This window comes from Mesorhizobium sp. WSM3224, assembly GCF_000427725.1.
GTDB lineage: Bacteria > Pseudomonadota > Alphaproteobacteria > Rhizobiales > Rhizobiaceae > Mesorhizobium.
This window is the reverse complement of the sequence record NZ_ATYO01000024.1, coordinates 24,093-37,110: the sequence shown is the minus strand read 5'-3', so window position 1 is coordinate 37,110 and position 13,018 is coordinate 24,093. Positions and strand designations below refer to the sequence as shown.

Below are 13,018 nucleotides of genomic sequence, written 5' to 3'. Positions count from 1 at the left end.
AACCATGACGCCGGACCTTCTCTCCAGCCTTTCGCTCTCGACGCCGGAACTGATCCTGGCCATCGGCGCGCTCGCACTGCTGATGGTGGGCGCGTACTCGCGCTCCGACAACACGATGACGGTGACCGGCCTCGCGGTGGCCGTATTGGTGATCGCCGGCCTGTGGCTCGCTTCCTCCAGTGGCGAGGGGGCCGCCTATGGCGGCGCTTATGTCCAGGATTCCTTCAGCCGCTTCATGAAGATGCTGGCGCTGATCGGCTCCGCGGTGACGCTCGTGATGTCGATGCGCTTCGCCAGGCAGGAGCATTTCGACAAGTTCGAATATCCAGTGCTGATCCTGCTCTGCACGCTCGGCATGCTGCTGATGATTTCGGCCAACGGCATGATCGGCCTCTATCTCGGCCTCGAGCTGCAGTCGCTGGCGATCTATGTGCTGGCGGCGATCAACCGCGACAATCTGCGCTCGACCGAGGCGGGCCTGAAGTATTTCGTCCTCGGCGCGCTGTCGTCGGGCATGCTGCTCTATGGCATCAGCCTCGTCTACGGCTACACCGGCAACACCGGTTTCCAGGAGATTGCGACGGCGCTGGGCAGCGGCGAGCGCCAGCTTGGCCTCGTCTTCGGCCTGGTGTTCGTTCTCGCCGGCCTGGCCTTCAAGATCTCGGCCGTGCCGTTCCACATGTGGACGCCGGACGTCTATGAGGGCGCGCCGACACCGATCACCGCCTTCCTGGCGGCTGCCCCGAAGATGGCGGCGATGGCGCTGATCGTGCGCGTCACCATGGGCGCCTTCAAGCCGATCGCCGCCGACTGGCAGCAGATCATCGTCTTCATCTCGATCGCCTCGATGGCGCTCGGCGCTTTCGCGGCCATCGGCCAGACCAACATCAAGCGCCTGATGGCCTATTCCTCGATCGGCCATATGGGCTACGCGCTGGTCGGCCTCGCCGCCAACAGCCAGGCCGGCGTGCGCGGCGTGGCCATCTACATGCTGATCTATCTGGTGATGACGCTGGGCACCTTCGCCTTCATCCTCGCCATGCGGCGTAAGGAAGGCAATGTCGAGCAGATCGGCGATCTCTCGGGTCTCGCCTCGACCAATCCGATCATGGCGACCATCCTCACCATCCTGATGTTCTCGCTGGCCGGCATTCCGCCGCTCGCCGGCTTCTGGGGGAAGTGGTACGTGTTCCTCGCAGCCATCAACGCGCATCTCTACGCGCTGGCGATCATCGGCGTGCTGGCCTCGGTGGTGGGCGCCTACTACTACCTGCGCATCATCAAGATCATGTGGTTCGACGAGCCGGTCGGCGGCTTCGTGCCGATGGCCAGCGAGCTGCGCCTCGTGCTCGGCGTCAGCGGCGCCTTCGTGCTGTTCTATGTGCTGATCGGCGGGCCTATCGGCAGCTATGCCGAAGCCGCCGCCAAGACCTTCTTCTGACGGGATGGCGTTTCGACTGGCTCCAACCGCGGCGTCGCAGGGGTTCCGGCTCGAAGCGCATGACAGCGTCGGCTCGACCAACGCGCTGGCGCTGGAGCATGCCCGGGCCGGAGATCCAGGAAAACTCTGGGTCGTGTCGAAGAAGCAGGAGAGCGGCCGCGGACGCCGCGGGCGCGCCTGGGTGACGCCGGAAGGCAATCTCGCGGCGACGCTGCTCCTGCTCCCCGGCGGCGAGCTTCGGCTTGCCGCGACGCTCGGTTTCGTCGCGGGCCTCGCGCTGGCCGACGCACTCGACGCCGTCGTACCGAAAGGCCGGATCGCCGTCGCCCTCGACGGCGCGAGCCAGGGCCGCAACCGCTTCGAATTGAAATGGCCGAACGATGTGTTGGCTTCGGGCGCCAAGCTTGCCGGCATACTGCTCGAATCGGCCATGCTGGAAGGCGGCCGTTTCGCGGTTGCCGTCGGCATCGGCGTCAATGTGGTGGCCTATCCGCAAGATTTGCCCTATCCGGCGACATCGCTGCAGGCGCTGGGTGCCGAGTGCGACGCTGAAATGCTGTTCCTGGCGCTCTCGGATGCCTGGAGCGAAAATGCGCGGATGTGGGATGACGGGCGCGGGCTCTCTGCGATCAGGAAGCGGTGGCTTGCCCGCGCAGCGGGCCTCGGCGGCGAGGTTGCTGTCAGAATTGACGGCAATGTGGTGCGCGGCGTCTTCGAAACCATTGACGAGGACTGCCGTTTCGTGATCCGCGACGATGAGGGATCGGTTCTGACGATCGCGGCAGGCGACGTGCATTTCGGCGCTGTCGCTTCCGCGCGCATTTGATTGACTTGGCCGAAGCGGCCTGGAAGGAAAGAATTCATGGCGAACAAGGAAAACGCCGAACTCGTTTTCGCGCCGCTGGGCGGCGTCGGCGAGATCGGCATGAATTTCGCCCTCTACGGCTATGGGCCCGCCGACGCGCGCGAATGGATCATCGTCGATGTCGGCGTCACCTTTCCGGACGCGGCGCATCCGGGCGTTGATCTCATCCTGCCCGACACGCGCTTCATCGAGGAGAACCTCGACGGCCTGCGCGGCATCGTCATCACCCATGCGCATGAGGATCATTACGGCGCGCTGCTCGATATCTGGCCGAAGCTCAAGGCGCCGGTCTGGATGACGCCGTTCACCGCCGGCCTGCTCGAGGCCAAGCGTCAGGGTGAACAGAATGCGCCGAAGATTCCGGCGTCGATCTATCGGGCCGGCGAGAAGTTCACCATCGGGCCCTTCGAGATCGAGGCGATCCCGGTTGCGCATTCGATCCCCGAGCCGATGTCGCTGGCGATCACCACGCCCGCCGGTACGGTGATCCACACCGGCGACTGGAAGATCGACCCGGCGCCGACGGTCGGTCCGATGACCGACGAGGCGCGCTTCCGCGCCTATGGTGACAAGGGTGTGCTGGCGCTGATCTGCGATTCCACCAATGCGCTGAGGGAAGGGGAGTCGCCGTCGGAAGTGGCGGTCGGCGAAGGGCTCAAGGGCGTCATCGAGAAGGCCAGCGGCCGCGTCGCGGTCACCACCTTCTCCTCCAATGTCGGGCGCATCGTCTCGATCGCCAGGGCGGCGCGCGATGCCGGCCGGCAATGTCTGGTGCTGGGACGTTCGCTTAGGCGTGTCATCGATGTGGCTGGCGAGCTTGGCTATATGGATGGGTTGCCGGAATTCATCTCGGAAGAGGACTATGGTTTCATTCCGCGCGAGAACCTGGTGATCATCTGCACCGGCAGCCAGGGCGAACCGCTGGCCGCTCTCGCAAAGCTTTCCCGCGACGAGATGAAGTCGGTGGCGCTGACGGCCGGCGATACTGTGGTGTTTTCCTCGCGCACCATTCCCGGCAACGAGAAGGGCATCCTTGAGATCAAGAACCGGCTGATCGACCTCGGCATGAAGATCATCGAGGACGGCGACGCGCTGGTGCACGTCTCCGGCCATCCGCGCCGAAGCGAATTGCGCAAGATGTATGAATGGGTGCGGCCGCAGATCGGCGTTCCCGTGCATGGCGAGGCGGCGCATCTCGTGGCGCAGGGCTCGCTGATGTCGATGTCGGGCGTCGGCCAGGTGGCGCAGGTTCGCGACGGCGACATGCTGAGGCTCTGGCCCGGCCCGGCGACCATCATCGACCAGGTGCCGTTCGGCCGGCTCTACAAGGATGGCTCGTTGATCGGCACCGACCAGGCGATGGGCATACGCGATCGGCGCAAGCTTTCCTTCGCTGGCCATGTCGCGGTCAACGTCGTGCTCGACGACAAATATGAGCTTGCCGGTGATCCTGACCTGGTGGCGATCGGCGTCGCCGAGGCCGACGCCAAGGGCGAGACGCTGGAAGACCTGATGCTCGATGCGGCAATCGGCGCGGTGGACTCCATCCCGCGCCAGCGCCGAAAAGACCTCGATCTGGTGCAGGAAGCGGTGCGGCGTGCCGTTCGCGGCGCCGCCAACGAAGCCTGGGGCAAGAAGCCGCTGGTGACTGTGTTCGTCACGCGGTGACGAACAAGGGAGTAGGGGAGTAAGGCAGCAGGGGAGTAGGGAAGAACGAGCAGTTGCTTGTTTTCTTGTTTTTCCCCTATTCCCTTACTGCCCTACTCCCTTACTCCCCCAAAAGCGGAGCGCTTTATGCTTGGACGCTTGAACCATGTCGCGCTTGCCGTGCCGGATCTGGCAGCGGCAATAGCCGCCTATCGCGATACGCTGGGCGCGCGATTGGGTGAGCCGCAAGCGCTGCCAGAGCACGGTGTGACGGTGGTGTTCGTCGATGTCGGCAACACCAAGATCGAGCTGCTGGAGCCGCTGGGCGATGGCTCGCCGATCGCGGCGTTCCTCGAGAAGAACCCTTCGGGCGGCATGCACCATGTCTGCTACGAGGTCGACGATATCCTGGCTGCTCGCGATCGTTTGAAGGCAAGCGGCGCGCGCGTGCTGGGGGACGGCAACCCGAAGCTAGGCGCGCATGGCAAGCCGGTGCTGTTCCTGCATCCCAAGGATTTCTTCGGCACGCTTGTCGAACTGGAGCAGGCATGAACTGGATTCTGTTCGGTGCGTTGTTCTTCGTCACCTGGTGGCTGGTGCTGTTCGTCGTTCTGCCGTTCAGCCTGCGCACGCAGGACGACGATCAGGATGTGACGCTGGGCACCGTCTCCAGCGCACCGCGCGGGCCGCATATGCTGCGCGCTTTCATCCGCGCGACGATCGTGACGGTGGTCGTGATGGGCATTCTCTATGGTCTGACGATGGGCCTGGGGTACAGCTTCGACGATGTCATGCGGATCATGCCCGACTTCACGCCGGACGCCAGTCACTGACATTTAGGGCGGTTCGCGTTTCACGGAATGGCAGCCCGCGTATCTCTCTGTTTGACGCAATTCCGGGCGGAAGACTACGGCGAACTTGCCGAGCCTAACCGCTTGTCACTTTTCCTGGAATTGCTCTGAGCTACAGTTTCCGCAAGTATTGAGCAGTAAACGCGCGCGAAGGTTGAAATCGGAAGCCGGCTTCCAATTTCGACGGCCAATCATGCCTGATGCTGTTTGGCAGATGATCGTGCTAAGCAGATGATTGCACAAAAAAAATGCAAGGCACAAGGCCTTGCAATTTAAACGCGTCCGATCTGTTTCCGGTGTCCGGCGGCAGCGAGTTACCGCGCCTAGATCGCATCCTCCCAAGACTTTGACCGCGTAGGAGAGCAGATTTTTCTCCGCCCTCTCGGTTATCGGCGCACACTAGACCAAGGCAGGTGAAAATGTCACGAAGAATTTTGCCTCGAAACGGGCAATATCGTGCTGCACTGCACAATAGTACGGCAGGGCTTGCTTGTGAATCGATCAAATTGCGATTTGCGGCACTTTGCAGCCAAAATCGCCTTTTTGGTAAGGTGCAGAAGGCCTCGATACTTTGGGGCACTCGGGTTTCCATTCGGCCTTGAAATGGCTATGAAGCCCGGGCAAGCAGCCTCGGTTGCGCCGATTCCCGCGCCGCCATCTTCATTCACGGACCAGTCCATGCGTTTGTCGCGCTATTTCCTGCCCATTCTCAAAGAAAATCCCCGCGAGGCCGAAATCGTCTCGCATCGGCTGATGCTGCGCGCCGGCATGATCCGCCAGCAGGGGCAGGGCAGCTTTTCGTGGCTGCCATTGGGCAAGCGGGTGCTCGATAAGGTCTGCCAGATCATCCGCGAGGAGCAGAACCGCGCCGGGGCGCTGGAAATCCTGATGCCGACCATCCAGTCGGCGGATCTGTGGCGCGAAAGCGGCCGTTACAACGACTACGGCAAGGAGATGCTGCGCATCAAGGACCGCCAGGATCGCGACATGCTCTACGGTCCGACCAACGAAGAGATGGTCACCGAGATTTTTCGCGCCTACGTCAAGTCCTACAAGGATTTGCCGCTCAATCTCTACCACATCCAGTGGAAGTTCCGCGATGAGGTGCGCCCGCGCTTCGGCGTCATGCGTTCGCGGGAATTCCTGATGAAGGACGCCTATTCCTTCGACCTCGATTTCGAGGGCGCCAGGGCCGCCTACAACCGCATGTTCGTCTCCTATCTCAGGACGTTCACGCGCATGGGCCTGCAGGCCATCCCGATGCGCGCCGACACCGGTCCGATCGGAGGCGACCTCAGCCACGAGTTCATCATCCTGGCCGATACCGGCGAGAGCCAGGTGTTCTGCGACCGCGCCTACCTGTCGCTCGACGTGCCGGGCGCCGGCACCAACTTCTCCGACGATGCCGAGATCGGCGATATCGTGAAGACCTGGACGACGCCTTATGCGGCCACCGACGAGATGCACGATGAAGCGGCCTGGGCGGAGGTTCCCGAAGCCGAACGGCTCTCGGCGCGCGGCATCGAGGTCGGCCATATCTTCCATTTCGGCGAGAAGTATTCCAAGCCGATGAACGCCAAGGTGACCGGGCCCGACGGCAAGGATCACTACGCCTCGGGCGGCTCCTACGGCATCGGTCCGTCGCGCCTGGTCGCGGCGATCATCGAGGCGAGCCACGACGAGAACGGCATCGTCTGGCCGGAAGCGGTGGCGCCTTTCGACATCGGCCTGATCAACATGAAGGTTGGCGACGCCGAATGCGACCGCGTCTGCGATGAGCTTTATGCGGCGCTGGGTTCAGCCGGCAAGGACGTGCTCTACGACGACACCGACCAGCGGCCGGGCGGCAAGTTTGCCACCGCCGACCTGATCGGCCTGCCATGGCAGGTGATCGTCGGCCCGCGCGGCGTAGCGGCCGGCGAGGTCGAGATCAAGAACCGCAAGTCGGGCGAGCGCGAGACGCTGCCGCTCGCCGAGGCCAAGAAGCGCCTGGGTATCGCCGCATGAGCGAGCCGACGGCAGCGGCCAGATCAGGGGCGGGCGCCTTTTCTGGCTTCGAGCGCATGGTGGCGTGGCGCTACCTGCGCTCGCGCCGCAAGGAGACGGTGATCTCAGTCATCGCCTCGATCTCCTTCCTCGGCATCATGCTGGGCGTCGCGACGCTGATCGTCGTCATGGCCGTGATGAACGGTTTCCGCGCCGAATTGCTGACCCGCATCCTCGGCGTCAACGGCCATCTCATCGTGCAGCCGCTCGATTCGCCGCTGGAGGATTACGCCCAGGTGGCGAGCCGCATCAACGGTGTCGCGGGCGTCAAATACGCCATCCCGCTGATCGACGGCCAGGTGCTGGCGCAAGGCAATGTCGGCGGCGGCACGGGCGCCCTGGTGCGCGGCATCCGCGGCGAGGACCTCGGCAAGATTTCGATCGTCGCCAGCAACATCAAGCAAGGCACGCTCGACGGTTTCGACACCGGCGACGGCGTGGCGATCGGCAAGCGGATGGCGGAAAGCCTGGGGCTGGTGCTTGGCGACACCATCACCCTGATCTCTCCCGACGGCGACGTGACGCCGCTCGGCACGACGCCGCGCATGAAGGGCTACAAGGTCGCGGCGATCTTCGAGGTCGGCATGTCGGAATATGACAACTCGATCGTATACATGCCGTTTTCCGAAGCGCAGCTCTATTTCAATATGGACGGGCGCGCGCAGACCATCGAGATCTATGTCGACAATCCCGACAATGTCGACGCGCTGAAGCCGCTGGTCGAGCAGGCGGCGCAGCGGCCGGTCGACCTCGTCGACTGGCGCCAACGCAACGAGACCTTCTTCTCGGCGCTGCAGGTCGAGCGCAACGTCATGTTCATGATCCTGACGCTGATCGTGCTGGTGGCGGCGCTCAACATCATTTCGGGCCTCATCATGCTGGTGAAGGACAAGGGCCACGACATCGCCATCCTGCGCACGATGGGCGCCACGCGCGGCGCGATCCTGCGCATCTTCCTGATGACGGGGGCGGCGATCGGCGTCACCGGCACGATCGCCGGCGTGCTGCTCGGCGTCGTCATCTGCCTCAACATCGAATCGATCCGCCAGTTCTTCTCGTGGATGACCGGCAAGATCCTGTTCAATCCGGAGCTCTATTTCCTCAGCCAGTTGCCGGCGAAAATGGATCCGCGCGAGACCACCTATGTCGTCATCATGGCGCTCGGCCTGTCGTTCCTGGCGACGGTGTTCCCGGCCTGGCGGGCCGCCCGGCTCGATCCCGTCGAAGCCTTGAGGTACGAATGATGGCCGAGGCCATTATCGAGCTGAAGGGCGTCGAGCGGCACTATGTCCAGGGACCGCGCAAGCTCACCATTTTGAACGGTGCCGACTTTTCGCTGCGGCGCGGCGAGATGGTGGCGCTGGTGGCGCCGTCGGGCACCGGCAAATCCACCCTGCTGCACACGGCGGGGCTGCTGGAGCGGCCAGATGCGGGCGACGTGATCCTCGCCGGCCGTGCCTGTGGCCGGTTGTCGGACGAGGAACGCACCGCGATCCGCCGCAACGATGTCGGCTTCGTCTACCAGTTCCACCACCTGTTGCCGGAGTTCTCGGCGCTCGAGAACATCATGATGCCGCAGCTGATCAAGGGGCTTCCCCCCAAGGACGCCTCGGAACGCGCGGCGCAGCTTCTCGACTACATGCAGATCGGCAAGCGTGCGCAGCACCGGCCGGCCGAGCTTTCCGGCGGCGAGCAGCAGCGCGTGGCGATCGCGCGCGCGGTCGCCAACGCGCCGCTGGTGTTGCTGGCCGACGAGCCGACCGGCAATCTCGACCCGGTCACCGCTTCCTACGTGTTCGATGCGCTGGAGGCACTGGTCCGGCAATCGGGACTGGCGGCGCTGATCGCCACCCACAACCACGAGCTGGCATCGCGCATGGACCGGCGGGTGACGCTGGCCGAGGGCAAGGTCGTGCCGCTTTAGGGCAACCGATATTCGGATGAGGCTGGGCTGCGGATGGCAGTTTCCTGCCCTTCCGGCCTTCGCCGGCCGAAGCACTCACGAGTGGCGTGGCGGTTAAATTAGGGCTACGGCCGGCGAAGGCCGGTACTCACGTACTTTAAGTACGCTCCGTTCCGGTTCTCGGAATCTGCCATCCGCAGCCCAGCCTCATCCGAATATCGGTTCGCCCTGGCTGTGCTCAGACGAGCCCAAGTCCCGCTAACCTTTCCTTAACCTTGCCCCAACAGCCCGCCCGGATTCGTTCTGGCGCTCTCTTGGTGGTCGTTGACATTCGAACAAAATTAGAACAAAATACGAACATACTAACAACGGAGAGAGTTATGTCTGATCTGGTTCAGGATGTCGTCTCGCTGGTTTGCATGAGCACCTTCCTTGTTTCCATGGCGATCTGGATCGGCGCCATGTGATCAGGCGGCTTGGCCGCTGAGCGGGCGGGCAAGGGCCCGCCTTTGTTCGGGCGGGCGGAGGCCCGCCCCAGGGACGGGCAAGAGCCCGCCCTTTGTGCAAGAGCCCTGCCGGGACGGGCAAGAGCCCGCCCTTTTTTGTTAAGTCTTTCTTGGCCGTACCGCCGCTAGGCTGCTCCTTCAAGACAGGGAGCGAAGGCAGTGTCGGTCATCGTCACGGTCACCCTCGTGGCCGGCAATCTCGGACTGATCTTTCTTTTGATGACCGTGCCGCTCGGATTGCGCACGGTGACGGCCAGCCGCGTGATCAAGGCCGACGGCAACCGCCTCTGGCAGGCGTTGTGGCCGTTCGGCAGCGATGCCGGCTGGTCCGGCGAAATTCTTTCCGCCGAGCCTCTGGAGAGTGAAGGCACGGCGCTTATCGAACTGTCCTGGGAAGGGCGGGACGGCCGGCCGATCGAACGGAAGGCGCGGTTCGAGGATGTGAGGGAGGGAAGCTACTTCTCGATGATGGTCGTCGAGGACACGGCGCTCGACCCGTCGTTCTGGGCGAACTATCGCGAGACCGCGGAGCTTGCATCCGAGGGCGATGGCACGCGGGTCACCCTGACCCAGACCGACCGCTATCGCGGCGTCGCGTTCCTGATTTTCCGCTTCTTCGCCATGCGCCGCGAGCTCAGCAAGCTGGACGTATGGGCGGCGACCGGCACGTATCGCAAGGGCGGCTGGTTCGAGCATCCGCTGAGCCAGATCGGCTTTGCCGTGCTTTCGGCCTGCATCCTTTGGCCGTTCTTCGGCCTCAACCTCGGCGGCCTGGCCCTGGCCGCGATCCTGACCTCGGTGGTGGCTTTGCACGAGCTCGGCCACATGGCGGCCTTCCGGCTGACAGGGCACCGCAGGGCGCGGATGATCTTCATTCCGCTGCTGGGCGGCATCGCCATCGGCGGCAGGCCTTATGACAGCCGCTTCGAAGTGGCGTTCGTGGCGTTGATGGGCGCCGGCTTCTCTGCCTTCCTGGTGCCGGTGCTGATCGCAGCCAGCGGCTTGGCCAATGGCGAAGGACATCGCCTGGCCGCCATGCTTTTGGCCACGCTTGCGGGCTGCGCGTCGCTGTTCAACATCGCCAATCTCGTGCCGGTGTGGAAATTCGACGGCGGCCAGGTGCTGCGCCAGATCTGCCCGGGTCCGACGGCACTCGCGCTTGCCTCCTTCTTGCTGTTGTCGGCGCTGCTTGCGCTCGGCTGGCGGGTCGGTTTCTCGCCAAGCTTCCTGCTGGTCGCGGGCGCGGTGTTCTCGGCCCTCAGCCTGATCACCATGGGAAGCGGCGTGAAGCCGCGGCACGAGCTGAAGCCGATCCAGCCCTTCGACCGGCTGGCCATGGCCGGCGCGCTGCTCGCCGTCTTCGCCATCCATGGCTACGGCATGCTGTGGGCCTCTGCGCAGCTGATGTAGACTGTGCTGAGATTCAGGTGAGGCCGGCCTGCAAGCGGCGGCTTCCTGCGCTTCCGGCCTTCGCCGGCCGAAGCACTCATGGTGGCGTGGCGGTTAAATTAAGGCTACGGCCGGCGTAGGCCGGTCCTCACATACTTTAAGTACGCTCCGCTCCGGTTCTCGGAAACCACAGTTTTCGACTCGGCCTGACCTGAATCTCAACATACTCCAAGCGGACGGACGTTCAGCCGGCCTTGCGGGCAAGCTCGGCGGCCGGGCTGTTAGCAGGTCCAAAGACATCCTCGAACGCTGATTTCAGAGCGAGGTCGAGGTCGGCCATGGTGACGGGAAGGCCGAGATCGACAAGGCTGGTCACGCCATGGTCCGAGACGCCGCAGGGCACGATGCCGCTGAAATGGCCAAGCTCCGGTTCGACATTGATGGCGATGCCGTGGAAGCTCACCCAGCGCCGCAGCCGGATGCCTATTGCCGCGATTTTGTCCTCGGCCGGCATGCCATCGGGTAGCGAGGGGCGGTCCGGCCGCACCACCCAGACGCCGACGCGGTCCTCGCGACGTTCGCCGCGCACATTGAAGGCGGCGAGCGTGCCGATGATCCATTGCTCGAGCGCGGCGACGAAGGCGCGCACATCCTCGCGCCGGCGCTTGAGGTCGAGCATCACATAGGCCACGCGCTGCCCCGGGCCGTGATAGGTGTATTCGCCGCCGCGGCCCGCGGCAAAAACCGGAAACCGGTCGGGCTCGATCAGGTCCTCGATGCGGGCGCTGGTGCCGGCGGTATAGAGCGGCGGATGCTCGACCAGCCAGACCATCTCGCCTGCCGCACCGCTGCGGATCGCTTCGGCTCGCGCCTCCATGAAGGCCAGCGCGTCCGGATAAGAGGTGAGGCCGGCCTCGATCACCCATTCGACCGGCGTCGAACCGGGAAGAGGCAGGAACGACGTGGCGATCTGGCTGCGTTCTGTCATGGAACTTTCTCGATGTCCCATTCATATGGCGGCAATTGGCCAAAACGTCCAGTTCGGCCGGCTTGACGCGGGTCTGTGGAGCATTGTGCCAGCAGCTTTGTCTGACGCATGCCGTTCTCCCAAAACCGCTACGCACTTTTGGGCGACATGCATTGGCGATTATTCCGCCCGGCACCCTTGTTTCGCCGGAAACGATTTGCTACAGGCCCCGAGCCGGACCGTTCCGGCTCCTACCACGTGCGGTCGTGGCGGAATTGGTAGACGCGCAGCGTTGAGGTCGCTGTGGGGCAACCCGTGGAAGTTCGAGTCTTCTCGACCGCACCAATCTCTCCCCAAAAAGCCGATAGAATTTGGCGCTTGCACGCGACTGTCGTCGCTGTACGCGCAATTCTTGTGCGTCAAAATGAAAGCGGCGGCGGGCCATGAAGACCGCGCCGCCGCCTCAATTTCCAAGTTTGTCCGAAGCCGTCAGGCCAAACCGGTCAAGCCGCCTTCTTCGTGCGCGCCAGCGTATCGGCCACCACTTCGCCGAAGGAAGCAGGCGTCGGCACGATGACGACGCCGGCTTCCTTCAAGATCTCGACCTTCTCCTGCGCCGATTCGCCGAAGGCGGAGATGATGGCGCCGGCGTGACCCATGCGACGGCCTTTCGGGGCGGAAAGGCCGGCGATGTAGGCGATCAGCGGCTTCCGCATATTGTCGCGCGCCCAGATCGCGGCTTCGGCTTCCTGCGGGCCGCCGATCTCGCCGATCATCACCACGACGTCGGTGTCGTCGTCGCGCTCGAAGAGCTGCAGGATGTCCTTGAAAGATGAGCCGTTGATCGGATCGCCGCCGATGCCGACGCTGGTCGACACGCCGATGCCCAGCGCTTTCATCTGCGAGGCGGCCTCGTAGCCCAGCGTGCCGGACCGACCGACGATGCCGACGCGTCCGGGCAGATAGATGCTGCCCGGCATGATGCCCATCAGCGCCTGCCCGGGCGTGATGACGCCGGCGCAGTTCGGTCCGACCAGCCGCATGCGGTCCTCGAAACGGTAGCGGCGCATGTAGCGCTTGACCTGCATCATATCCTGCGAGGGGATGCCGTCGGTGATGCAGACGCAGAGCTTGATGCCGGCATCCGCCGCCTCCATGATCGAGTCGGCGGCGAAGGGCGGTGGCACGAAGACGATGCTGGCTTCGGCGCGGGTCTCGCGCACGGCGCCCTTGACGGTGTTGAAGACGGGCAGGCCGAGATGCGTCTGGCCGCCCTTGCCGGGGGTGACGCCGCCGACCAGCTTGGTGCCGTAGCGCTTCATGTCGTCGGCATGGAAGCTGCCGATCTTGCCGGTGAAGCCCTGAACGATGACGCGTGTGCTGCGGTTGAGCAGGATTGCCAT

At 63.9% G+C, this 13,018-nt stretch carries 11 protein-coding genes and 1 tRNA gene; 10 read left to right on the top strand and 2 right to left on the bottom strand.

Going from position 1 to position 13,018, the window contains the following annotated elements:
- Window positions 1-4 precede the first annotated feature (4 nt).
- The 9 genes from nuoN (at window position 5) to YU3_RS0126190 (ending at window position 10,669) form a co-directional block, all read left to right on the top strand.
- The gene (gene nuoN / locus YU3_RS0126235) at window positions 5-1,441 is read left to right on the top strand and encodes an NADH-quinone oxidoreductase subunit NuoN (protein WP_027168989.1); all 1,437 of its coding nucleotides are present in this window, start codon (window positions 5-7) and stop codon (window positions 1,439-1,441) included.
- 4 nt (window positions 1,442-1,445) lie between these two features.
- Window positions 1,446-2,267 carry a biotin--[acetyl-CoA-carboxylase] ligase gene (locus YU3_RS0126230; RefSeq protein ID WP_027168988.1) on the top strand — a complete coding sequence of 274 codons (822 nt, stop codon included), beginning with the start codon at window positions 1,446-1,448 and terminating at the stop codon, window positions 2,265-2,267.
- 36 nt (window positions 2,268-2,303) lie between these two features.
- Window positions 2,304-3,974, top strand: a complete 1,671-nt coding sequence (locus YU3_RS0126225; protein ID WP_027168987.1) for a ribonuclease J — start codon at window positions 2,304-2,306, stop codon at window positions 3,972-3,974.
- A 126-nt stretch (window positions 3,975-4,100) separates the two neighbouring features.
- The gene (gene mce / locus YU3_RS0126220) at window positions 4,101-4,505 is read left to right on the top strand and encodes a methylmalonyl-CoA epimerase (protein ID WP_027168986.1); all 405 of its coding nucleotides are present in this window, start codon (window positions 4,101-4,103) and stop codon (window positions 4,503-4,505) included.
- Window positions 4,502-4,786 (top strand): DUF1467 family protein, encoded by a 285-nt coding sequence (locus YU3_RS0126215; protein ID WP_027168985.1) that lies wholly within the window; start codon window positions 4,502-4,504, stop codon window positions 4,784-4,786. The genes mce and YU3_RS0126215 overlap by 4 nt, the downstream gene beginning before the upstream one ends.
- Before the next feature lie 696 nt (window positions 4,787-5,482).
- The gene (gene proS, locus YU3_RS0126210) at window positions 5,483-6,811 is read left to right on the top strand and encodes a proline--tRNA ligase (protein WP_027168984.1); all 1,329 of its coding nucleotides are present in this window, start codon (window positions 5,483-5,485) and stop codon (window positions 6,809-6,811) included.
- Window positions 6,808-8,094, top strand: coding sequence for a lipoprotein-releasing ABC transporter permease subunit (locus tag YU3_RS0126205; RefSeq protein ID WP_027168983.1), 1,287 nt, complete (start codon window positions 6,808-6,810; stop codon window positions 8,092-8,094). The genes proS and YU3_RS0126205 overlap by 4 nt, the downstream gene beginning before the upstream one ends.
- Window positions 8,094-8,774: an ABC transporter ATP-binding protein gene (locus tag YU3_RS0126200; protein ID WP_036259641.1), complete on the top strand. Its 681-nt coding sequence runs from the start codon at window positions 8,094-8,096 to the stop codon at window positions 8,772-8,774. Before YU3_RS0126205 ends, YU3_RS0126200 begins: the two co-directional genes overlap by 1 nt.
- 644 nt (window positions 8,775-9,418) lie before the next feature.
- A complete protein-coding gene (locus YU3_RS0126190) occupies window positions 9,419-10,669 on the top strand; it encodes a peptidase M50 (RefSeq protein ID WP_027168981.1) in 1,251 nt (416 codons plus the stop codon).
- A gap of 223 nt (window positions 10,670-10,892) precedes the next feature.
- On the opposite strand, the gene lipB is transcribed toward YU3_RS0126190, so the two are convergent.
- Complete coding sequence (lipB, locus tag YU3_RS0126185; protein ID WP_027168980.1) at window positions 10,893-11,636, bottom strand: lipoyl(octanoyl) transferase LipB; 744 nt, start codon at window positions 11,634-11,636, stop codon at window positions 10,893-10,895.
- A 239-nt stretch (window positions 11,637-11,875) separates the two neighbouring features.
- On the opposite strand from lipB, the gene YU3_RS0126180 reads away from it, so the two are divergent.
- Window positions 11,876-11,960 (top strand) — tRNA-Leu (locus tag YU3_RS0126180).
- Window positions 11,961-12,118: 158 nt separating this feature from the next.
- Here the strand turns inward: YU3_RS0126180 and sucD are convergent.
- Complete coding sequence (sucD, locus tag YU3_RS0126175) at window positions 12,119-13,018, bottom strand: succinate--CoA ligase subunit alpha (RefSeq protein WP_027168979.1); 900 nt, start codon at window positions 13,016-13,018, stop codon at window positions 12,119-12,121.